This window comes from Bradyrhizobium sp. URHA0013 (assembly GCF_000518345.1).
Lineage (GTDB): Bacteria > Pseudomonadota > Alphaproteobacteria > Rhizobiales > Xanthobacteraceae > Bradyrhizobium.
Window position 1 is genome coordinate 834,349 of sequence record NZ_KI912427.1, and the last position, 20,621, is coordinate 854,969.

Sequence of the window (20,621 nt, forward strand, 5' to 3'; positions counted from 1 at the left end):
GGCGGCATGACGCTTCTCTACAAGGCCAACATGGTTCGCGGCGCGGAGTGGGCGGGCTTCTTCGCCGAGCGCGCGCCCGAAGTGCCATTCCGGCTCTGGCCCGACATCGGCGATCCCGCCGACGTGCGCTATCTCGTGGCGTGGGTGCCGCCGGAAGACATCGCGACGACTTTCCCCAATCTCGAGCTGGTCTTCTCGGTCGGTGCGGGCGTCGACCAGTTCGACGCGTCAAAAGTTCCGCCGCACATTCCGCTGGTGCGTATGCTGGAGCCGGGCATCGCCGAGACTATGGTGGAATACGTCGCCATGGCGGTGCTCGCCCTGCATCGTGATCTCCTGCACTTCATCGCCCAGCAGAAGGCGCAGGTCTGGCGCGAGATCCGGATCACGCCGGCCAAACGTCGTCGCGTCGGCGTGATGGGTCTTGGCCTGCTCGGCCAGGCCGTGCTCGAACGCCTCACGGCGTTCGGCTTTCCGCTTCTCGGCTGGAACCGCTCACTCCGCGAGATCGACGGCGTCACCTGTTACGCGGGCATGGAGACGTTGCCGGATTTTCTTGCGCTGACCGACATTCTCGTCTGCCTCCTACCTCTGACCGATCAGACCCGGGGCATCCTGAATGCGGATCTGTTCGCGCGCCTGCCGCGCGGCGCGTCGCTCGTCAACGTCGGGCGCGGCCCGCATCTGGTCGAAGCCGACTTTCTCGCGGCGCTCGACAGCGGCGCGTTGTCGGGTGCCGTCCTCGACGTCGCCGAGCCGGAGCCGCTGCCTGCGGGGCATCCTTTCTGGAGCCACCCGCGCATCCTGGTCACACCGCACAATGCCAGCATGACCACGCCGGATACAGCGGTCGATTTCGTGCTGGACGTGATCGCGCGCCACCGCCGCGGCGAGGAGCTGCCTGGGCGTGTCGATCGTAGTCGTGGCTATTAGGACACCGGCATGAGCATGGGCGCAAGCGGAGCTGATCAAGTCGCTGCCAACGCGCCGTCGCCGGTGCTGTCGGTTTCCGGCCTGACGACGTCCTTCCTACGTGAGCGGGAATGGAGTCCCGTCGTCCGCGACGTGTCGTTCGATATTGCCTCGGGGGAAACCGTGGCGATCGTCGGCGAGTCCGGTTCGGGCAAGAGCGTCACCGCGCTCTCGATCATGCGGCTCATTCCGAAGGAGAACGGCCGAGTCGAAGGCAGCGTCCGGCTTGCCGGTCGCGAGCTGCTGACGCTGCCCGAAGCGAGCATGAAGGATGTTCGTGGCAACGACATCGCCATGATCTTCCAGGAGCCGATGACGAGCCTCAATCCGGTGCTGACCATCGGCTTCCAGATTGCGGAAGCACTGATCCAGCACCGCGGCCTGTCGCGCGCGGCGGCGGAGGTCGAGACCATCCGCCTGCTCGACCGCGTGCGGATACCTGCGGCGAAATCGCGCTTCCACGAGCATCCGCATCGTTTCTCCGGCGGCATGCGCCAGCGCGTGATGATCGCGATGGCGCTGGCCTGCAAGCCGAGGCTGCTGATCGCGGACGAGCCGACCACCGCGCTCGACGTCACCATTCAGGCCCAGATCCTGGAGCTCCTGAAGGAGCTTCAGCAGGAAGAGGGGATGTCGATCCTCTTCATCACCCACGACATGGGCGTGGTGGCCGAGATCGCGGACCGCACCGTGGTGATGTATGGCGGCCAAGCGGTGGAGACCGACCATACCTCGCGCATCTTCGCCGCCCCTTCGCATCCCTATACAAGGGCACTGCTCGCGGCCGTGCCACGCCTCGGCTCGATGGAGGGGCGGACGCGGCCGATGCGTTTTCCGATCGTGGACAAGCTAACGGGGACCTCGGACGAGCCGGCAGAGACGCCCGATACGGTTTCGATTGCCGAGCGACCGCTGCTCGAAGTCTCCAACCTCACGACGCGCTTTCCAATTCGCTCAGGCCTGTTCGGCAAGGTCTCGGGCCGCGTCCATGCGGTCGAGAACGTCTCCTTCTCCTTGCGCGCCGGGGAGACGCTGGCGCTGGTCGGCGAATCCGGCTGCGGCAAATCGACGACGGGCCGCTCCATTCTCAAGCTGACGGAGCCGGACAGCGGCACCGTTCTGATCGACGGGCAGGATGTGCTGGCCATGAATGCCCGCACCTTGCGTGACTTTCGCAAGCAGATGCAGATCGTGTTCCAGGATCCGTTCGCGAGCCTCAACCCCCGCATGTCGGTGGGAACGGCGATTGCGGCCCCATTGCTCGCCAACGGGCTCGCCACGGCGTCGCAGGCACGGGAGAAGGTCGCCGACCTGCTAGTTCGCGTTGGTCTCACCGCTGACATGGCCGCGCGCTTTCCGCACGAATTCTCCGGTGGCCAGCGCCAGCGCATCTGCATTGCCCGCGCGCTCGCGCTCGGACCGAAGCTGATCGTCGCGGACGAAGCGGTCTCGGCGCTCGACGTTTCGGTCAAGGCGCAGGTCGTCAATCTGTTGCTGGACCTTCAGGCCAGCATGGGACTTGCCTACCTCTTCATTTCCCACGATATCGCGGTAGTCGAGCGCATGAGCCATCGCGTCGCGGTGATGTATCTCGGCGAGATCGTCGAGACCGGTCCGCGCGCGGCCCTGTTCGGCAATCCGCAGCATCCCTATACGAAGAAGCTGATGGCGGCCGTGCCGGTGCCCGATCCAGCGCGCCGCGGCACCAGGCGCGAGGTAGCGAACGACGAGATCAGAAGCCCGGTGCGCGCGCCCGACTACCAGCCGCCTGTTCGGCAATATCGCGAGGTGTCGCCGGGCCATGTCGTCCAGGCCTGGGGCGAGGAATGGTCCAACTGACGTGCGCAGACTGTGAGCGCAAGGCTCTGTCTATCCATCATTTCCAAAATGCACGATAGAATCGCGCAGCAATCTGTCGGGCAGGTCAACGGTGTTGTCCTTCGCGACGCCGGGCCTGTGACATCACGCTGAAATCACAATGAAATCATCGCGGCGCAATCTGGTGCGAGGGCCGACCGCGCCAGCTTCGTGCTATGCGCTGCAGCTGGACCGTCGGCCGGCGATCTCCGATAATGCGCGGATCTCGGGAAGGCTGGCGAAGACGTGCCTTTACGGATGGATTTACTAAAATGACCCAAGCAGGCGTCTACGGGCAGAGGCTCGGGCAGGGCCTTCGCTCGAAGCAAGCACCGGTTCTGATCACGCGTTCGCTGCACAGCGCCGAGCTCGCGGTCACCGAAGTCCGCAACGACGATCCGACACCGGATATTTCAGGCTCGCTGGCTGCGGAAGATGCCTATCTCCTCAGCCTGAAACTCCGCGACTATCCGGATTGCGAATGCTGGGAGGAGGGCCGCTGTGTCACCAAGGCGGATGTTCGCGCAGGTGCGACCTATCTGTACGACCTCAAGCGCGACCCGCGCTATGTGATCGACAAGCCATTTCACTCGCTCTTCTTCTATTTGCCGCGCTCGGCGCTCAACGGCATTGCCAGGCAACCGGGCGGACCGCGCGTTGGCGAACTCAGCTACGAGCCCGGTGTCGGTCATGACGACGAGGTCGTTCGACATGTCGGTGCCTCGTTGCGGCAAGGACTGTGTCGGCCCGACGAGACCAACCAGCTTTTCGTCGATCACATGATGCTCGCGCTCACCGCCCATGTCGCCCAGACCTATGGCGGGCTGAAGCCAGCCGCAGAACCAACCCGCGGCGGTCTCGCGCCATGGCAGGTGAAGCGTGCGTGTGACCGGCTCGATTCCGACCTCTCGGGCAAGATCGCGCTACAGCTGATCGCGACCGAGCTTGGCCTGTCAGTCAGCCACTTCTCACGCGCATTCCGGATCTCCACGGGCCTGCCGCCGCATCAATGGCTGCTCCAGCAACGCGTCAAGGCGGCCAAGCAACTGATGACAGTCCGCGACCTGCCGTTGTCCGAGATTGCCATCTCGGCCGGATTTGCCAATCAGAGCCATTTCACCCGGGTGTTCTCGTCCATGGTCGGCGTCAGTCCGGGCGCGTGGCGCCGCGAAACGGATGGCGGACGGGAAAAGATCTAGTCAGCGCCGCGTTTCCAGCGAATAGGTGTAGGCCGTGCGGCGCGCCGCAAAGATCTCGTCCGGCGGATGGCCGATGCCGTCGGCAAGATTGTCCGGATTGAAGATGGAGCCGTCGCAGGCCTCATTGGCCTCGAGGCTGGTGATGACGATGGTCCCGAGCCGCACCTGTTCACGGTTGTCCTCGTCCGGCCATCGCAGGGTCACGTCCATGGTGGGATCCTCGGGGCGGTCGAGCAAGGCCATCACGTTGAAGCGGACATCGCCGGCTGCGATCCTCCGCGCGAGATCGTCATGGAGGAAATCGACCGACTTTGTCCTGGCTTCGTCTTCGCTCAAGGCGACGTCGCCGCCGACAGGCGCGACCTTGAACTTGATAAAGCGGGTCTCGCCCTTCGCGTTCGTCGCGGGAAAGGCGTGCACGCCCCAATAGGTCGTGCCGGAAAAACTGCCGGGCAGCCGGCGCGCCGCGATGTACTTCGCCTGGTTCAGCGTTTCAGGATTGGCCGCGGAAAAAGCCCGGACCTTCTCGATGTCAGGCTCGCCGTCCGCGCCCGGAATTCGCGCCTCCAGGAAGGCGAGCATCTGGTCGAGCGTCCGTGCAAAATGCACCGGAGCGGTTTCCGTCAGGATGTCGGAGCGATGGGCGTCGTCGCCAAGCCTGAAGCTGAAGCCGCGCAGCACGAGGTTGTTGGTGTCGGTCACCCCGGGATTGCCGCCGCCAACGGAGAAGCGCGCCAGCACGCGCGAGGGCTTGGTGAAGCTCAGCGATCGCGTGATCTCTGCGGCGCGGTCGGACGGGGCATAGGTCCCGCGCACGCATCGCCCCTTGGCGAAGCTCGCGCGCACCTTTGGCGGATTGCCTGAGACCGCTTTGAGCGCGTCGACGATCGCGGCCGGGGTGGCGGCAGGTGGTGGCAATTCGGACATGGCTTGGCCTCCGGCGGGAGCGGCATGTCCGTGTTTTAGGTTTGGTGCAGCGTCGGCGTCTTTCCCAAAGCCGCGCTGCCTTGTCCGATCCTGCTGAAGAAATTTGGCGGAGCTTCAGGAGTTCACGTGCACGAAATCCCGCAGCAGCGGGTAAATCTCGTTGTTCCAGCGCTTGCCCGAGAAAACGCCGTAATGGCCGACGCCGGCCTGCATGTGGTGCACGCGGCGGTAGGCGCGCACGCCGGTGCAGAGGTCTTGCGCGGCCAGCGTCTGGCCGATCGAGCAGATGTCGTCCTTCTCGCCCTCGACCGTCATCAGCCCCATGCGGCTGACGGCCTTGGTGTCCACCGGACGTCCCCGATGCATCAGCTTGCCCTGGGGCAGAAGGTGCTCCTGGAAAACGTCGCGAACGGTCTCGATGTAGAAATCCGCCGGCAGGTCCATCACGGCGAAATATTCGTCGTAGAAGGTCTTGATGCTGGCGGCCTTCTCCTTCTCGCCCTTGGCGATGTGATCGGCGAGATCGATATGCTGCTTGATGTGGCGCTCGAGATTCATCGAGACGAAGGCGGTGAGCTGCACGAAGCCGGGATAGACTTTCCGCAAGGCACCGCGGCACTGCATCGGCACGTAGTTGATCAGGTTCTGCTCGAACCAGTCGATGGGCCTGCTCTTGGCGAATTCGTTGACCCTGGTCGGCAGGATGCGCGTGTCGATCGGCCCGGCCATCAGCGTCAACGTCGCCGGCCGCGAAGGATGGTTGCCCTCGCACATGATTGCGGCGGCCGCGAGCGCCGAGACCGAGGGCTGGCAGATCGCGACCATATGCGGGCGCGGGCCCAATTGGCCGAGGAAGTCGATGAGATGCTCTGTGTAGTCGTCGAGCCCGAAGCGGCCCTCGCTCCGGGGAATGTCGCGCGGATTGTGCCAGTCGGTGATGTAGACATCGTGATCCTGCAGCAGCGTCTTCACGGTGCCGCGCAGCAGCGTCGCGAAATGGCCGGACATCGGCGCCACCAGCAGCATGCGCGGCTGCTCGCCCACGCCCTCCTTCTTGAAACGCAGCAGCGAGCCGAACGGGGTCGCGTAAGCGATCTCCTCGGTCACGGCGACCTCGCGATTGCCGACCATGACGCTGTCGATGCCGTAGGCGGGGCGGTGGTAGGTGAGGGTGGAGCGGGAGATCAGCTCCAGCGCGGCCGACAGCCGGCCGACGACCTGATCCGACAAGCCCTGAGGCACCAGATTGAGGAATTTGACTGCGGAGGAGGCCCCCGACCGCCACGGCGCCGTCAGGTCCATATGGTTCTGAAAGGCCTGATAATACATCGACATCATACTGAAACGCCCACCTGTCCCCGTGCTGTTATGCAATATCGAAGCCAAACCCGGGATGGGCCGCTCTCAAGATTGGCACGTCGCTTGCTGCTCTTTTCGCGGGAAGCACAGGCGGTGCGCACTCCCGCAGAGTCCGGGCAGGGTGCGAGTCACAGGCGTGAGGGAAGGCCACATGGCGAAGGCGACACTGACCATCAGCAGCAAGAACTATTCGTCCTGGTCGCTGCGTGGCTGGCTGCTGACGAAATTTTCCGGGCTCGATTTCGAGGAGATCGTCACCGCACCGGACGACGCGTCGGCGCGCGCCGAAATCCTGCTGTTGTCGTCTTCGATCCTGGTACCGTGCCTGCGGCACGACGGCGCGATCGTCTGGGATACGCTGGCGATCGCCGAATATCTCAACGAGGCGATGCCGGATGCCGGGCTGTTGCCCGCGGATCGCGTTCAGCGCGCGCATTGCCGCTCGATCTGTGGCGAAATCCATTCAGGCTTCACCACCTTGCGCGCCTCGCTGCCGGTCAACCTGAAGGGGCACTTCCCCGGCTTCAAGATCTGGTCGCGCGCGCAGGCCGACATCGATCGCGTCTGGGCGATCTGGCGCGACTGCCTGGACAAATCGGGCGGGCCCTTCCTGTTCGGCGAGACCCGCACCATGGCTGATGCGATGTACGCCCCGGTGGTGACGCGCTTCGTGACCTACAACGTCAAGCTCGAGCCGCAACTGCAGGCCTATGCCGATACCATCATGGCCATGCCGGAGATGAAGGAATGGATCGCGGCGGCACGGGATGAGCCGGCCGAGATCGAGGAGCTCGAGGTCGAATATTAGGCAGGCCGGGTGCTATCTGCCTGTTTTGGGAGCGAGCATCCAACCGTCACCCCCGCAGTCATGTCATTGAAGGTGTTAACGTTTGACGCCCGTGGTGGGCCGGGCCCGCTCAGGCGCTGCGCAGATATTGTGTGCGCGCGCTGGCTGGCTCCGACATGTAGCCGTGAACAGGCGCGTACGGGGGCTTACGGCTGATTCGGACGTGATTCGTTCGGGCCGCGTTCCGAAGGTTAAGCCGGGACGCGGCCCCGTTGCATTTTGAGACAGAAATCAGGGCTCAGGCCACGCCCGAATGCTTCATGCGCGGGACGCGCCAGCCGATGACGGTTGCTTCGACTGCGACGCCGGCCGCGTGGTTCTGCCAGCGTCCCTCGACATAGCGGCAGGCGAACGGCAGCTGATAAGTCCCGCTGTGGTCCTCGCACAGCACTTCGACTGCAAGGCCAGGCGGCGGTTCTCCGGCGCCGTCGAATTCCGCCAGTCGTCTGTCGCGCGTTGCCATCAAAAACTCCCCTAAACAAAGCCGCGGAAGGAGCGCCCATTTCCTCCGCGTGCAGATCATCGCTCCCCGTCCGAGGGAACAGCGCAAGCTCAACGCGAGAATGCGGTGCGAGTGTGGTAGCCTCGACAGGCTGCGTGCAAAAAGCGCACATTGCCGTGATTGATTTGACGAGGAACCTGCATGCTGCTTCGAAGCGCCGGCGTCTGTTTCGCGATGTTACTGCTCGCCACGCTGGCGATTGCGCCGGGCCGCGCGCAGGACGTGCCCGGCATCGAGATCTGCACCGTCGAGAAGACCATGGAGCGCCGCACCAGCTGCCTCCAGAGCAACGTCGACTTCCTCCAGAAGACGATCACCAAGCTGAACCTCGATCACCAGCAGAAGCTGGACGCCGCGGGTCGTCAGATCGATGCGTTGAAGACGACCGTGGCCGGCTTGCAGAAGATGCTCGGCGATCTCCAGGCCGCGCAGGCGAAGACCGCTGAGGATGTGAAGAAGAAACAGGATGCGCCGCCGCCGAAGGATGCGGCGAAATAGGCGCCGCGCTCAGGCGACGCGATATCGCTCCATCACGCTGCGGTCGGGCTCATAACCGAGCCCAGGTCCGGTCGGCACCGCGACATGGCCGGTGGCATCGACATCGGCGCGGCCGCCCCACAGGCAGGCCTCGCGCTTCAGGTAAAACATCTCGACGAAGCCGTCGTCGCGCCCCGCCAGCAGATGCAAGGTCGCCAGCAGGCCGGGGCCGAAATACGGGGAGTGCGGAACGATCTTGACGCCGAGCCGATCCGCGAGCGCCGCAACCTTCAGAAATTCCGTGATGCCGCCGACCTTGGTCACCGACGGCTGGGCGTGGCTGACCGCGCCCGCATCCATCAGCTGGCGAAATTGATATTCCGTGCAGGCGTTCTCGCCGGCGGCGACGCCGAGTCCGCCTTTGCTGCGAACCTCAGCGAGCGCCGCAAAATCCTCCGGCGGCCAGACCGGCTCCTCCAGGAACATCGGCTGCGCGTCCCGGCATGTCCTGGCGAACGCGATCGCCTCTTCGCCCGACAGCGGGCAGTTCATGTCGACCATCAGCGGAATGCCGGGCCCGATCGCCGCGCGCGCGGCAAACACCGCCGGCGCCGTGGTCTCGTGCAGCTTGATGGCGCCGTAGCCGAGCGCCAGCGCCTTCTTGCATTCGGCGGCGATGTTGTCGGGCGAGCCGATCCGCAACAGGCTCGCATAGGCCGGAATGGCCGGGCGCCTGGCGTCGCCGAGCAGGCGGTGCAGCGGCACGCCCTTGATCTTGGCGGCAAGGTCCCACAGCGCGATGTCGAGCCCGGAGATCGCAAACATGGTGATGCCGTAACGGCCGAACAGATGCAGATTGCGCTGGATCTGCTCCATCACCGCGGGGATGCCGGCGGCATCGGGAACCTCCAGCCCACGCGCCTGCGGTGCGATCATTTCCTCGACGGCACTGCGCGTGGTGCGGGGGCAGACATAGGCGAAGGCATCGCCCCAGCCGGTCAACCCGGCGTCGGTGGTGACCTCGACCATCACCATGTCGAGGGCGGTGATGGCGGAGGCGCCCTGACGGAAGCTCGCGACGCCGGCGTCATAGGGGATGCGGATATGGTGCGCCCGCACATCGGTGATCTTCATGACGCGGTTCCTCCTGCTTTCTTGTGAGCGGTTGCCAGGACGTCCCGAGTGTAGCCATGAACGCCCGGACGTTGCCAGTGGCTGGTCCGGCGTTATCCTCTTGCGGGACCGCAACACCGATCAAGCGAAGCCCGCGGACTTCCGTGCATCATGGTCGCGCTTCGAACGAGAAACGCCATGAACCCAGCCCAGCGCGCGCTCTGGTATGTCGAGAGCCATCTGGCCGAGCCGATGACGCTCGATGAGATCGCGGCGATATCCGGCGTGTCGCGGTTCCACATCGTGCGCGCGTTTGCTGCCGCGACCGGCCTGCCGGTGATGCGGTACGTGCGCGCGCGGCGGCTGAGCGAAGCGGCGCGCAGTCTTGCGAACGGCGCGCCGGACATCCTGTCGCTGGCGCTGGAGGCCGATTACGGCTCGCACGAAGCATTCACCCGCGCGTTCCGCGACCAGTTTGGCACCACGCCGGAAGCGGTGCGGGCCGCGCAATGCACCGGCCATCTCAAGCTTCAGGAGCCGATCCTCATGGACTCGACCATCTCCGACAAACTCGCCACCCCGCGCTTCGAAACCACAAAGGCCTTCCTCGTCGCAGGCATCAACGAGCGCATCTCCTGCGACAACGGCGCGGCCATTCCTGGGCTGTGGCAGCGCTTCCACCGAGAGGTCGGCGACATTCCCGCGCGCGTTGGACCGGTCGCCTATGGCGTCTGCTGCAACGGCGACGATGCCGGCAATTTCGACTACATCGCCGGCGTCGAGCTCGGCGATTTCTCCGAACTGCCGCGCCGCTTCGGCCGTATCCGTATCCCCGAGCAGCGCTATGCGGTGTTCACCCACGCCGACCACGTCGCCTCGATCAGACGCACCGTCAACGCGATCTGGAATCAGTGGCTGCCGGCCTCCGGCCTGAAGGCTGCGGATGCGCCGAACTTCGAACGCTACGACGAGAAATTCGATCCCGCCACCGGCAATGGCGGCCTGGAGATTTGGATACCCGTGCGCGATTAGCGCGCAACGCTGGCATACCATCCCGCTTGCTTGGCAAGCCCCGGCGACTTTGTCATAACCGCAGGCAATCTTGCGTGTGGGGCCGTGCCGGACATCCCGTGCAAGTCATAACAAGCAGCCGGGAGGGTCCCACATGTCCAACGTCCGCGTTCTCGCCACCGACCTCGAATTTCCCGAAGGGCCGGTCGTGATGCCGGACGGCTCGGTGGTGCTGGTGGAAATCCGCGGCCAGCGCCTGACCCGAATCCATCCCGACGGGCGCAAGGAGATCGTCGCGAAGATTCCGGGCGGCCCGAACGGCGCAGCCCTCGGCCCCGACGGCAAGATCTACATCTGCAACAATGGCGGCTTCTCCTGGATCCCGACCCGCAACATGATCATGCCGGGTCCGCAGCCCGACGATTATCTCGGCGGCTCGATCCAGCGCGTCGATCTCCAATCCGGCAAGATCGAGACCGTCGTGACGAAATGCGGCGAGCACGATCTGCGCGGGCCGAACGATCTGGTGTTCGACAAGCAGGGCGGCCTCTGGTTCTCCGATCTCGGCAAGCGCCGCGCGCGCGAGATGGACGTCGGCGGCATGTATTATCTCAAGCCCGGCATGAAGGAGATCGTCGAGGTCGTTCATGGCGTATTGCCGGCCAACGGCATCGGCCTGTCGCCGGACGAGAACACCGTCTATATCGCGGAGACGCCGACGGGCCGGCTCTGGGCCTACGAGCTCTCCGCGCCCGGCACGCTGAAGCCGCGCGACGTGATCTATCGCGGCGAGCGCGGCAAACCAATCTGCGGCCTCGGCGGCTACCAGATGTTCGACTCCCTGGCGGTCGAAGCGAACGGCAATGTCTGCGTCGCCACCCTCGTCTCCGGTTGCATCTCGGTGATAGCGCCTGATGGTACGCTGGTCGAGCAGATCCCGACCGGCGACCGCGTCACCACCAACATCGCCTTCGGCGGTCCCGAGCTGAAGACCGCCTACATCACGCTCTCAGGCAAGGGCGAACTGATCGCGATGGACTGGCCGCGTGGCGGTTTGCCGCTCAATTTCCTAAACAAGTAAACGGTGCTAGTGACCGTCATTGCGAGCGAAGCGAAGCAATCCAGGAATGCGTCCGCGGTGACAGTCTAGATTGCTTCGTCGCTTCGCTCCTCGCAATGACTAAAGAGAGAGTTTCAAATGCCCTGGCCTGATCCCATTACCCTGCGCGGACAGCATGCCGGTCTGGAGCCGTTGTCGCATCAGCACCGCGAGGGGCTGATCGAGGCCGTGAAGGACGGCGAGCTCTCCACCATCTGGTACACCGCGATTCCGACGCCGGACAACATGGGCAAGGAAATCGAGCGCCGGCTCGGTCTTCAGGCCGCGGGCTCGATGCTCCCCTTCACCGTGTTCGATGGCAGCGGCAAGATCGTGGGCATGACGACCTACATGAACATCGATGCCGCCAACCGCCGCGTCGAGATCGGCTCGACCTGGTATGGCAAGAGCGCGCAGCGCGGCCCGCTCAACACGCAGTGCAAGCTGCTGCTGCTCACCCACGCCTTCGAAACCCTGGACTGCATCGCGGTGGAATTCCGCACCCACTTCTTCAATCACCAGAGCCGCCGCGCCATCGAGCGCCTGGGCGCCAAGCAGGACGGCATCCTGCGCAGCCATCAGGTCGCGCCCAACGGCACGCTCCGCGACACTGTGGTCTACAGCATCACCGCGGCCGAATGGCCGACCGTGCGAATGCATTTGAATTATCAACTCAATGACAAGCCGCGCTAGAGGCGGCCGAGGCACCATGGACAGATTTGATTATGTGATCGTCGGCGCGGGCTCCGCCGGTTGCGTGCTCACCAGCCGGCTGAGCGAAGACCCTGCTACCAGCGTCTGCGTACTCGAGGCGGGCCCGAGCGACTGGCATCCCTACATCCATCTGCCGGCCGGCTTCATCAAGACCTTCCACATGAAGAGCATCAACTGGGCCTACCAGCAGGAGGTCGGGCCCTGGACCGGCGGGCGCAGCATCTACGCGCCGCGCGGCAAGACGCTCGGCGGCTCGTCCTCGATCAATGGCCATATCTACAATCGCGGCCAGCGCATGGATTTCGACACCTGGGCGCAGATGGGCAATCGCGGCTGGGGCTATGCCGACGTGCTGCCTTACTTCCGGCGGCTGGAGAAACGGGTCGGCGAGGGCGAGGATGTTTATCGCGGCCGCGACGGCAATCTCACCGTCACCACCATGAACTGGCGCGATCCGCTTTGCGAAGCCTTCATGGAAGGCGCGGTCTCGCTCGGCATCCCCCGCAACCCCGACTACAACGGCAAGACGCAGGAAGGCGTCTCCTACTGCCAGCGCACGATCGATAGGGGCTTGCGCGTCTCCGGCGCGACCGCGTTTCTCAAGCCCGCGATGAAGCGTCCGAACGTGCATGTCCACACCCACGCGCACGCCACCGAGATCATCTTCGAGGGCAAGCGCGCCGTCGGCGTGCGCTACATGAAGGGCGGCTCTGGCGGAACGCCGGTGGAAGTGCGCGCCAACAAGGAAGTGATCCTCTCCGGCGGCACTTATAATTCGCCGCAACTCTTGCAGCTCTCCGGCATCGGCTCGCCAGATTTGTTGAGCGCCCACGGCATCGCCGTGCGTCACGCGCTTCCGGTCGGCGAAGGCCTGCAGGACCATTACGCGCCGCGAACGGTCGCGCGCGTCAAAGACATCAGGACCATCAACGAGCTTCGCCGCGGCTGGCGTCTCTGGGTCGAGGCGATGAAATGGGCCACCGCGCGCAAAGGCCTGCTGTCGCTGTCGCCGACCATGGTCTATTGCTTCTGGCATTCCGGCGAGAGCGCCGACAGCTCCGACTTGCAGCTCACCTTCACGCCGGCGTCCTACAAGGAAGGCGTGCAGGGCCAGCTCGAGGACGAGCCCGGCATGACCGTCGCGTCCTGGCAGCAGCGTCCGGAGAGCCGCGGCTATGTCCGGATCCGCTCGTCAGATCCGTTTGCGCCGCCGATCATCCAGACCAACTATCTCGACGCCGAGCTCGACCGCCGCGTCATCGTCGGCGGCATGAAGCTGGCGCGCCGGCTTTTGAAGAGTGCGCCGCTGTCGCCTTACTACGCCTACGAGGATTTCCCGGGCCCGAACATCAACACCGACGACGAGTTCTTGGCCGCCGCCACCGAACGCGGCACCACCACCTTTCACCCCGGCTGCACCTGCCGCATGGGCCCGGCGGACTCCACCTGGGCGGTGGTCGACGACCAGCTCCGCGTTCACGGGTTGCAAGGTCTCCGCGTCATCGACGCCTCCGTGATGCCACGCATGATCTCGGCGAACCTCAATGCCTCAACCATGATGATCGCCGACCGCGCCTCGGACCTGATCCGCGGCAAGCAGCCGATGGAAGCCGCGCGCGTGCCGGATGCGGCGGTGGCGTAGCAAGGTCTCGTGCCCCGGACGCAGCGCACCGCTTCCCCGGCGATGCGAAGCGTCATTCGGTGCCGCGGTGCGCTGCAGAGCCGAAGGCTCATCTCACGCGACCTTGGTCCGCCTCCTAGGTCCCGGCTCTGCGCAGCAGCGCTTCACGCTGCAGCGCGTCCGGGACACGAGAGCGCGTTGTCTTGCTCCGTCATTGCGAGCGCAGCGAAGCAATCCAATCCAGCCTGTCACCGCGGAGGGATTCTGATTGCTTCGCTGCGCTCGCAATGACGAGGTGGAGAGAGTGCGCCACACTCTCGGTGTCATCGCCCGGCTTGACCGGGCGATCCAGTATTCCAGAGGCGGTTATGATTGAGTCGAGAAGCCGCGGCGTACTGGATTCCCCGCCTTCGCGGGGAATGACACCGGAAGGTGGGGCGGCAGCGGAGTGCGCTCGAACCTACACTTCCCGTCGGCTCAGGAACGCCAGTCGCTCGAACAGATGCACGTCCTGCTCGTTCTTGAGCAGCGCGCCGTGCAGCGGCGGGATCAGCTTGCGCGGGTCGCGCTCGCGCAACTGCTCGACGCTCATGTCTTCGTTGAGCAGCAGCTTGAGCCAGTCGAGCAGCTCCGAGGTCGACGGCTTCTTCTTCAGGCCTGGCACTTCGCGGACCTCGAAGAAGATGCGCAGGGCTTCCTCGACCAGCCGCTTCTTGATGCCGGGGAAGTGGACGTCGACGATCCGGGTCATGGTGTCGGCATCGGGGAACTTGATGTAGTGGAAGAAGCAGCGGCGCAAGAACGCGTCCGGCAGCTCCTTCTCGTTGTTGGAGGTGATCATCATGATCGGGCGCTGCTTGGCCTTGATCGTCTCACCGGTCTCGTAGACATGGAATTCCATGCGGTCGAGCTCGAGCAGCAAATCGTTCGGGAATTCGATGTCGGCCTTGTCGATCTCGTCGATCAGGAGGACCGGGCGCTGCTCGGCGGTGAAGGCATCCCACAGCTTGCCGCGCTTGATGTAGTTCTTGATTTCGGACACGCGGGCATCGCCGAGCTGGCTGTCGCGCAGGCGCGACACCGCGTCGTATTCGTAGAGGCCCTGCTGCGCCTTGGTAGTGGACTTGATGTGCCAGGTCAGGAGCGGGGCGTTCAGCGCCTTCGCCACCTCCTCCGCCAGCACCGTCTTGCCGGTGCCGGGCTCGCCCTTGATGAGCAGCGGGCGCTCCAGCACGATCGAGGCATTGACCGCGACCTTGAGATCGTCGGTCGCAACATAGTCCTTGGTGCCGGTAAATTTCATCGTGCGTCCTTGTTGGTCGTCGTCCCAGGAATTGCCAGTTTCATGGCCCTGGTCCAACAAACGGAACGGCCGCGCGTGGCGGCCGTTCCTGGTTCGGTCAGGCTTTCAGACCCGTTTTATCAGCGAAAGGATGACGAGCACAATCACCGCGCCGATCGTGGCATCCACGATGCCCCCGACCGTGCCCGTTGCGAGCTGGATATGCAGCTGAGGCAGAATCCAGCTGGCCACAAGCGCACCGATGATGCCGACGACGATGTTGCCGATCAGCCCAAATCCCGCCCCATGGACAATCTTGCCGGCAAGCCAGCCTGCGATCGCGCCAATGATGAGCGCTGCGAGAATTCCCATTGCAAACGTCCCCAAAACAACCCCGTGAGACAGCCAATTCTAGAGAAAAAAGCCTCCCGGTCCAGCGCAGAGCAGTGGCCTCCGCCCCTTGACGTTCGCCCCCCGACGGGCAATCTGTCACCCATGTTCCTGCAATTCTTCACTTCTCTGCGCGATGCGCAGGTCCCCGTGACGCTGCGCGAATACCTCACGCTGATGGAGGCGCTCGACGCTGACCTCGCGGACTACTCGGTCGAGAATTTCTACTATCTCTCGCGCACCTCGCTGGTGAAGGACGAGCGCAACCTCGACAAGTTCGACCGCGTCTTCGGCACCGTCTTCAAGGGGCTGGAAAGCCTGCTCGACGCCATGGAGGGGGCCGAGATCCCCGAGGAGTGGCTGAAGAAGCTCGCCGAGAAATACCTGACCGACGAAGAGAAGAAGCAGATCGAGGCCATGGGCTGGGACAAGCTCATGGAGACCCTGAAGAAGCGCCTCGAGGAGCAGAAGGGCCGGCACCAGGGCGGATCGAAGTGGATCGGCACCGCCGGCACCTCGCCGTTCGGCGCCCATGGCTACAATCCCGAAGGCATCCGCATCGGCCAGGACAAGAACCGCAACAACCGCGCCGTGAAAGTGTGGGACAAGCGCGAGTTCAAGGATCTCGACGGCAATGTCGAGCTCGGCATCCGCAACATCAAGGTGGCATTGCGCCGCCTGCGCAAATTCGCACGAACCGGCGCGCCTGACGAACTCGATCTCGACACCACCATCCGCGAGACCGCCAATCACGGCTATCTCGACGTGCACATGCGGCCCGAGCGCCGCAACGCGGTGAAGCTGCTGGTGTTCTTCGACATCGGCGGCTCGATGGACGCGCATATCGAGCAGGTCGAGGAGCTGTTCTCGGCGGCGAAGAGCGAGTTCAAGCACATGGAGTATTTCTACTTCCACAACTGCCTCTATGAAGGCGTGTGGAAGCAGAACAAGCGTCGCTTCACCGACCGCACGCCGACCTGGGACGTGCTGCATAAATACCCGCACGACTACAAGATCGTGTTCGTCGGCGACGCATCGATGTCGCCCTACGAGATCATGGTGCCCGGCGGCTCGGTCGAGCACGTCAACGAGGAGCCCGGCTCGGTCTGGCTCGACCGCATCATCCGCACCTATCCGCATTCGGTGTGGCTCAATCCCGTGCAGCAGAAGCACTGGGACTATTCGGAATCCACCACCATCATCAAACGCATCTTCGCCAACCGCATGTACCCGATCACGATCGAGGGGCTTGAGGGTGCGATGAAGGAATTGACGCACTAGCTCGCGCTCCGCGCGCCCCGGAATGACAACAAGAGGGAGGACCACGTGCCCCAGACCATCACCCGCGGCATCAAGGCGCTGATCGACGAGGCCAATGCCGAGATCGAGACGCTCACCGCCAAGGACGCCATCGAGATCTCCAAGAACGGCGACGTCGTCATCGTCGATATCCGCGATCCCCGCGAGATCGAGCGCGACGGCCGCATCCCCGGCGCGTTCGCCTGCACCCGCGGCATGCTCGAGTTCTGGATCGATCCGCAGAGCCCTTATGCGAAGCCGGTGTTCCAGGAGGACAAGAAGTTCGTGTTCCATTGCGCCGGCGGCTTGCGCTCCGCGCTCGCCGCCAAGACCGCGCAGGACATGGGCCTCAAACCCGTCGCCCACATCGCCGGCGGCTACGCCGCCTGGCGCGACGCCGGCGGGCCAACCCAACAGTGGGAGCCGAAGAAGAAGGGGTGAGGGTGCTGCGCTGCCGCTCCAATCTCCGGCGTCATTCCCCACGAAAGCGGGGAATCCAGTACGCCGCGGCCTCTCGGCCCAATCACAATCGCCTCTGGAATACTGGATCCCCCTAGTGCGCAATTGCGCACTGGCCGGGCGATGACAGCGGAGTTGGATGCACACTGCTTCAACCTCGCTCACGTTGCGCTGGCCCGGAATGACAAGAAAGACCTCGCATGACCACCGATCCCCTCGTCTCCACCGAATGGCTCGCCGCCCACATCAACGATGCCAACGTCAAGGTGCTCGACGCCAGCTTTAAGCTGCCCGGCGTGCTGCCATTGCCGAAGGATGATTACCTCGCCGCGCATCTGCCAGGCGCGGTGTTCTTCGACGTCGACGCGGTCTCGGACCATTCCAACCCGCTGCCGCACATGTATCCGAGCGCCGAGCAGTTCGGCCACGACGTCGGTCATCTCGGCATCTCCAATGCCGACACCGTCGTGATCTACGATGCCGGCGGCTGGGTCGCTGCTCCCCGCGCGTGGTGGATGTTCCTGGCTTTCGGCCACGGCGATGTGCGCATCCTCAATGGCGGCCTGAAGAAGTGGCGCGCCGAGGGGCGTCCGGTCGAGAGCGGCGAGGCGAAGCCGAAGCCAGCGACATTCAAGGCGAGCTACGATTCCAAGCGCGTGCGCAGCATGCAGCAATTGATCGCCAACGTCGAAAGCCGTGCCGAGCAGGTGATCGACGCGCGCGCCGCCGACCGGTTCGAGGGACGGGCGCCGGAGCCGCGCGCGGGCATTCGCTCCGGCCATATCCCGGGCGCGCGCAACGTGCCCTACAATCTTCTGTTCGACGCCGCGACCGGCACGATGAAGCCGCTCGATGATCTCCGCGCCGCCTTCACGGGCGCCGGCGTCAAGCTCGATGCCCCGATTGTGACGAGCTGCGGCTCCGGGGTCTCTGCCGGCGTGCTGACGCTCGCGCTCTATCGCCTCGGCATCACCGACACCGCGCTCTATGACGGCTCGTGGTCGGAATGGGGGCAGGAAAAGGGACCGCCGATCGCGACGGGGCCAGCGTAACCCTACTGACGTGCGCGCGCGGTCGTCGTCGCGGCGAGTGTGGGTTGCGGCTGCCCAAACGGATCGAGTTGCTGAACAGGCGGCGGCGGACGCCGGACAATGTGGCGGCGCTTCTTCACCCGATGCGCCCGCGGCTTGGTCGCCTTGCTCTCCGGCGAACCGCTGTCGGCCTTAGAGTCGGCCTTGGCCTTCGCCGGCGGATCCTTCCAGGCCGTGGTCGCCGGGTCGTTCAATGCGGCGAACTTCGCGCTCGCCATGTCGAACGTGGACGAAGCCGAGGCTCCGCTGGGGGCGGCAAGTGTTGGTTTGCTAGTGAGCGCGATCGAAACGGGCTTGGTCTCGGCGATGGATGCGCTGGCGTCGGCCGGAGTCAGCGTGTTGCTTGAGGCCGGCGCCGCGGCGTCCGTCGTCGTCTCGGCCTTGGCCTCGGCCTCGACATTGGCCGGTTCGGACGGAACGTCGGCCGGAGGTGCAGCGACCTGCGGCTGACCGTCGGTCTCGGTTGTCAGCGCGACGACCTGTTCGGGCTCGCTCATCGGCAGCGCGATGGTCGGGACTTGATCGCGCAGCGACGGTGTCGGATCGGTGGCTGCTTCCGGCTCGGCGCGCAGGACCGCGAGCACCGGCAGGGCCGGCTCGGGAGCCTGTGCAAACACCTGCTCCTGCGGACCATTCCGCCAGGAGGGGTTGCTGACATACTGCTCGTGACTCGCCCGCAGCAGCGCGGCGGCGCCCAGGCCGAACACCAGGATGGAGGCTGACAGCAGGATCGCGGCAAACAGGAAGCGAAAGCCGGGAAGCATCGAGGGATTGCGAATTTCCGCCCCGGCGGCGAAGTGGCCAGGGCCCATGAGCCATCTGAACGCGGTGACGGTACTGCTTGCCGCGTTCGCCACGCGGGGATCGAAGCTCAAAGCGGAGGCGAATCAGGCTGATTCGAACATACCGCAACGATTCCGCGCCGTTCCGTAAAAAACGGAGCCGGCGACTCCTGCGATCTCGGGCGTGGGCTGATTTTCGTCCCCTGATGCAAGCAGGCAACGGTAGTCTTGCGGATCACAAATCGGCAAATCAGGCACAAATCCGCCTGTCATGTCTTGAATGTGCCGCTATCTTCCGTCATCTGGCCGTTAACGGTCCGGACGGGGCCCGGGGACTATACAAGAGCGATGATGATCAAACTTTTTCTGACGATATGCGCTGCCGCAACAGTCGCTGCGGCGGGAACCTCGCTCGCGCAGGCCCAGAGCTATCCGGTCCAGCAGGCGCCGAGCTATGGCGCGCCGGCCGAATATCGGCCCGGCGACCGCGCGCCGAGTTTCGACGCGCTGGACGATGAAGACGATTCGATGCCGCAGGCAGCGCTGCCGCCGCCCGGCCCGGATCCGCGCTACGGCCGTCCGCCCGGCGCTCCCCCGGTGTATTCCGCCGCGCCGCCACAGGGGCCGGTGATGTCGCCCGATGATCCCCGTTATGGCCGTCCCGCCGGCGCCCCCGTCTACTCGGCCGCGCCGCCGCAGGGGCCCGTGACATCACCCGACGATCCGCGCTACGGCCGCCCTGCCGGCCCGCCCGCGGTGATCTACGCCGATCGTCCGGCTCAGGCGCCCGGCAGTGACGGCCTGCGTCCGCCCGAGGCTGTCGGTGGTCCCAGCGCGACCGGAACGGTCCAGGCCGGGCAGCCGCCCGTGGGTGCCGACGGCCGGCCGATGGCGATCGCCTCGCTCCCGCCCGAGGAGCAGCCTGACGCTGCCCCGGCGCAGCTGCCGCAGAACCTGCGCCGCCAGGAAGTCTCGCTGGCGACCAAGGAGCCGGCCGGAACGCTCATCGTCGATACCCCGAATACCTACCTTTATTACGTGCTCGGCAACGGCCGTGCGATCCGCTACGGCGTCCGCGTCGGCCGCGACGGCTTCACCTGGACCGGCGTGCAGAAGATCACTCGCAAGGCCGAGTGGCCGGATTGGCATCCGCCGACGGAAATGATCGAGCGCCAGCCCTATCTGCCGCGCTTCATGGCCGGCGGTCCCGGCAATCCGCTCGGCGCCCGCGCGATGTATCTCGGCTCGACCGTCTACCGCATCCACGGCACCAACCAGCCCTCGACCATCGGCAAGTTCGTGTCCTCCGGCTGCATCGGCATGCTGAACGAGGACGTCTCCGACCTGTTCGATCGCGTCAAGGTCGGCACCCGCGTGGTCGTGATGCCGGGTGGTCCGCCGCCGGGAACTGCGACCGCATCCGCCGCGCCCGTGCCCGGTGCTGCCGGCCCCGCTCCGATGGCCGCACAGGCCGGCCCGGTCGGAGGCACCCAGCCGACAGTGGTGCCGCCGCTGCCCGCGCCCGTCACCGTGCGCTGAACTGGCCTCGCAAGAATTGATCTAGCAAGAATTGATCTGATGACGGCGCGTGGCCTTCGGTCACGCGCCGTCATCATTTGG

Annotated in this window: 20 protein-coding genes; 13 read left to right on the top strand and 7 right to left on the bottom strand. The window is 64.9% G+C overall.

All coding sequences use genetic code 11. From position 1 onward, the window contains the following. The first annotated feature begins 6 nt into the window (after positions 1-6). The 3 genes from N551_RS0133335 (at position 7) to N551_RS0133345 (ending at position 4,028) form a co-directional block, all read left to right on the top strand. Positions 7-933, top strand: coding sequence for a glyoxylate/hydroxypyruvate reductase A (locus N551_RS0133335; RefSeq protein WP_027570604.1), 927 nt, complete (start codon positions 7-9; stop codon positions 931-933). Positions 934-942: 9 nt separating this feature from the next. Then, the gene (locus N551_RS0133340; RefSeq protein WP_027570605.1) at positions 943-2,811 is read left to right on the top strand and encodes an ABC transporter ATP-binding protein; all 1,869 of its coding nucleotides are present in this window, start codon (positions 943-945) and stop codon (positions 2,809-2,811) included. A gap of 290 nt (positions 2,812-3,101) precedes the next feature. Beyond that, a complete protein-coding gene (locus tag N551_RS0133345) occupies positions 3,102-4,028 on the top strand; it encodes an AraC family transcriptional regulator (RefSeq protein WP_027570606.1) in 927 nt (308 codons plus the stop codon). Here the strand turns inward: N551_RS0133345 and N551_RS0133350 are convergent, their stop codons facing one another. Beyond that, complete coding sequence (locus tag N551_RS0133350) at positions 4,029-4,955, bottom strand: catalase family peroxidase (RefSeq protein WP_027570607.1); 927 nt, start codon at positions 4,953-4,955, stop codon at positions 4,029-4,031. It lies immediately after the preceding gene. A 114-nt stretch (positions 4,956-5,069) separates the two neighbouring features. After that, positions 5,070-6,293 (bottom strand): polyhydroxyalkanoate depolymerase, encoded by a 1,224-nt coding sequence (locus tag N551_RS0133355; protein WP_027570608.1) that lies wholly within the window; start codon positions 6,291-6,293, stop codon positions 5,070-5,072. Between the two features lie 172 nt (positions 6,294-6,465). Here N551_RS0133355 and N551_RS0133360 point away from each other — a divergent pair, with 172 nt between their 5' ends. Then, entirely contained in the window at positions 6,466-7,122 is a 657-nt protein-coding gene (locus N551_RS0133360) for a glutathione S-transferase family protein (protein WP_018454112.1), read from the top strand. Positions 7,123-7,399: 277 nt separating this feature from the next. On the opposite strand, the gene N551_RS0133365 is transcribed toward N551_RS0133360, so the two are convergent. After that, positions 7,400-7,624 carry a hypothetical protein gene (locus N551_RS0133365; protein WP_027570609.1) on the bottom strand — a complete coding sequence of 75 codons (225 nt, stop codon included), beginning with the start codon at positions 7,622-7,624 and terminating at the stop codon, positions 7,400-7,402. A gap of 180 nt (positions 7,625-7,804) precedes the next feature. Between N551_RS0133365 and N551_RS0133370 the strand changes: the two genes are divergently transcribed. Then, positions 7,805-8,161, top strand: a complete 357-nt coding sequence (locus N551_RS0133370) for a hypothetical protein (protein WP_027570610.1) — start codon at positions 7,805-7,807, stop codon at positions 8,159-8,161. A gap of 9 nt (positions 8,162-8,170) precedes the next feature. On the opposite strand, the gene N551_RS0133375 is transcribed toward N551_RS0133370, so the two are convergent. Continuing rightward, positions 8,171-9,274, bottom strand: a complete 1,104-nt coding sequence (locus N551_RS0133375; protein ID WP_027570611.1) for a mandelate racemase/muconate lactonizing enzyme family protein — start codon at positions 9,272-9,274, stop codon at positions 8,171-8,173. A gap of 177 nt (positions 9,275-9,451) precedes the next feature. On the opposite strand from N551_RS0133375, the gene N551_RS0133380 reads away from it, so the two are divergent. From N551_RS0133380 to N551_RS0133395, 4 genes are all read left to right on the top strand, one after another. Beyond that, complete coding sequence (locus N551_RS0133380; RefSeq protein ID WP_027570612.1) at positions 9,452-10,285, top strand: AraC family transcriptional regulator; 834 nt, start codon at positions 9,452-9,454, stop codon at positions 10,283-10,285. Between the two features lie 133 nt (positions 10,286-10,418). Further along, positions 10,419-11,345 (top strand): SMP-30/gluconolactonase/LRE family protein, encoded by a 927-nt coding sequence (locus N551_RS0133385; protein WP_027570613.1) that lies wholly within the window; start codon positions 10,419-10,421, stop codon positions 11,343-11,345. A gap of 117 nt (positions 11,346-11,462) precedes the next feature. Then, positions 11,463-12,056 (top strand): GNAT family N-acetyltransferase, encoded by a 594-nt coding sequence (locus N551_RS0133390; protein ID WP_027570614.1) that lies wholly within the window; start codon positions 11,463-11,465, stop codon positions 12,054-12,056. Between the two features lie 16 nt (positions 12,057-12,072). Further along, a complete protein-coding gene (locus tag N551_RS0133395) occupies positions 12,073-13,719 on the top strand; it encodes a GMC family oxidoreductase (protein ID WP_027570615.1) in 1,647 nt (548 codons plus the stop codon). 439 nt (positions 13,720-14,158) lie between these two features. On the opposite strand, the gene N551_RS0133400 is transcribed toward N551_RS0133395, so the two are convergent. Beyond that, positions 14,159-15,001 carry a MoxR family ATPase gene (locus N551_RS0133400; RefSeq protein WP_027570616.1) on the bottom strand — a complete coding sequence of 281 codons (843 nt, stop codon included), beginning with the start codon at positions 14,999-15,001 and terminating at the stop codon, positions 14,159-14,161. 105 nt (positions 15,002-15,106) lie between these two features. Further along, positions 15,107-15,352, bottom strand: coding sequence for a GlsB/YeaQ/YmgE family stress response membrane protein (locus N551_RS0133405; RefSeq protein ID WP_027570617.1), 246 nt, complete (start codon positions 15,350-15,352; stop codon positions 15,107-15,109). A 123-nt stretch (positions 15,353-15,475) separates the two neighbouring features. Here N551_RS0133405 and N551_RS0133410 point away from each other — a divergent pair, with 123 nt between their 5' ends. The 3 genes from N551_RS0133410 to sseA all read left to right on the top strand — a co-directional run bounded on the left by N551_RS0133410 (position 15,476) and on the right by sseA (position 18,180). Next, positions 15,476-16,651 (top strand): VWA domain-containing protein, encoded by a 1,176-nt coding sequence (locus N551_RS0133410; RefSeq protein WP_018454121.1) that lies wholly within the window; start codon positions 15,476-15,478, stop codon positions 16,649-16,651. Positions 16,652-16,696: 45 nt separating this feature from the next. Then, positions 16,697-17,110 carry a rhodanese-like domain-containing protein gene (locus tag N551_RS0133415; protein ID WP_018454122.1) on the top strand — a complete coding sequence of 138 codons (414 nt, stop codon included), beginning with the start codon at positions 16,697-16,699 and terminating at the stop codon, positions 17,108-17,110. Between the two features lie 218 nt (positions 17,111-17,328). After that, positions 17,329-18,180: a 3-mercaptopyruvate sulfurtransferase gene (gene sseA / locus N551_RS0133420; protein WP_027570618.1), complete on the top strand. Its 852-nt coding sequence runs from the start codon at positions 17,329-17,331 to the stop codon at positions 18,178-18,180. A gap of 2 nt (positions 18,181-18,182) precedes the next feature. Here the strand turns inward: sseA and N551_RS0133425 are convergent, their stop codons facing one another. Beyond that, positions 18,183-19,031: a hypothetical protein gene (locus N551_RS0133425; protein ID WP_027570619.1), complete on the bottom strand. Its 849-nt coding sequence runs from the start codon at positions 19,029-19,031 to the stop codon at positions 18,183-18,185. A 321-nt stretch (positions 19,032-19,352) separates the two neighbouring features. Between N551_RS0133425 and N551_RS0133435 the strand changes: the two genes are divergently transcribed. Next, complete coding sequence (locus tag N551_RS0133435; RefSeq protein WP_035963499.1) at positions 19,353-20,540, top strand: L,D-transpeptidase; 1,188 nt, start codon at positions 19,353-19,355, stop codon at positions 20,538-20,540. Positions 20,541-20,621: the final 81 nt, after the last annotated feature.

What these genes read in the sequence shown, in the direction of transcription:
- N551_RS0133390 (WP_027570614.1), top strand. Translation starts at nt 11,463, where the DNA reads ATGCCCTGGCCTGATCCCATTACCCTGCGCGGACAGCATGCCGGTCTG.
- N551_RS0133350 (WP_027570607.1), bottom strand. Translation starts at nt 4,955, where the DNA reads ATGTCCGAATTGCCACCACCTGCCGCCACCCCGGCCGCGATCGTCGAC.
- N551_RS0133355 (WP_027570608.1), bottom strand. Translation starts at nt 6,293, where the DNA reads ATGATGTCGATGTATTATCAGGCCTTTCAGAACCATATGGACCTGACG.
- N551_RS0133425 (WP_027570619.1), bottom strand. Translation starts at nt 19,031, where the DNA reads ATGGGCCCTGGCCACTTCGCCGCCGGGGCGGAAATTCGCAATCCCTCG.
- N551_RS0133435 (WP_035963499.1), top strand. Translation starts at nt 19,353, where the DNA reads ATGATCAAACTTTTTCTGACGATATGCGCTGCCGCAACAGTCGCTGCG.
- N551_RS0133345 (WP_027570606.1), top strand. Translation starts at nt 3,102, where the DNA reads ATGACCCAAGCAGGCGTCTACGGGCAGAGGCTCGGGCAGGGCCTTCGC.
- N551_RS0133360 (WP_018454112.1), top strand. Translation starts at nt 6,466, where the DNA reads ATGGCGAAGGCGACACTGACCATCAGCAGCAAGAACTATTCGTCCTGG.
- N551_RS0133380 (WP_027570612.1), top strand. Translation starts at nt 9,452, where the DNA reads ATGAACCCAGCCCAGCGCGCGCTCTGGTATGTCGAGAGCCATCTGGCC.
- N551_RS0133405 (WP_027570617.1), bottom strand. Translation starts at nt 15,352, where the DNA reads ATGGGAATTCTCGCAGCGCTCATCATTGGCGCGATCGCAGGCTGGCTT.
- sseA (WP_027570618.1), top strand. Translation starts at nt 17,329, where the DNA reads ATGACCACCGATCCCCTCGTCTCCACCGAATGGCTCGCCGCCCACATC.
- N551_RS0133335 (WP_027570604.1), top strand. Translation starts at nt 7, where the DNA reads ATGACGCTTCTCTACAAGGCCAACATGGTTCGCGGCGCGGAGTGGGCG.
- N551_RS0133370 (WP_027570610.1), top strand. Translation starts at nt 7,805, where the DNA reads ATGCTGCTTCGAAGCGCCGGCGTCTGTTTCGCGATGTTACTGCTCGCC.
- N551_RS0133410 (WP_018454121.1), top strand. Translation starts at nt 15,476, where the DNA reads ATGTTCCTGCAATTCTTCACTTCTCTGCGCGATGCGCAGGTCCCCGTG.
- N551_RS0133400 (WP_027570616.1), bottom strand. Translation starts at nt 15,001, where the DNA reads ATGAAATTTACCGGCACCAAGGACTATGTTGCGACCGACGATCTCAAG.
- N551_RS0133395 (WP_027570615.1), top strand. Translation starts at nt 12,073, where the DNA reads ATGGACAGATTTGATTATGTGATCGTCGGCGCGGGCTCCGCCGGTTGC.
- N551_RS0133385 (WP_027570613.1), top strand. Translation starts at nt 10,419, where the DNA reads ATGTCCAACGTCCGCGTTCTCGCCACCGACCTCGAATTTCCCGAAGGG.
- N551_RS0133375 (WP_027570611.1), bottom strand. Translation starts at nt 9,274, where the DNA reads ATGAAGATCACCGATGTGCGGGCGCACCATATCCGCATCCCCTATGAC.
- N551_RS0133340 (WP_027570605.1), top strand. Translation starts at nt 943, where the DNA reads ATGAGCATGGGCGCAAGCGGAGCTGATCAAGTCGCTGCCAACGCGCCG.
- N551_RS0133365 (WP_027570609.1), bottom strand. Translation starts at nt 7,624, where the DNA reads ATGGCAACGCGCGACAGACGACTGGCGGAATTCGACGGCGCCGGAGAA.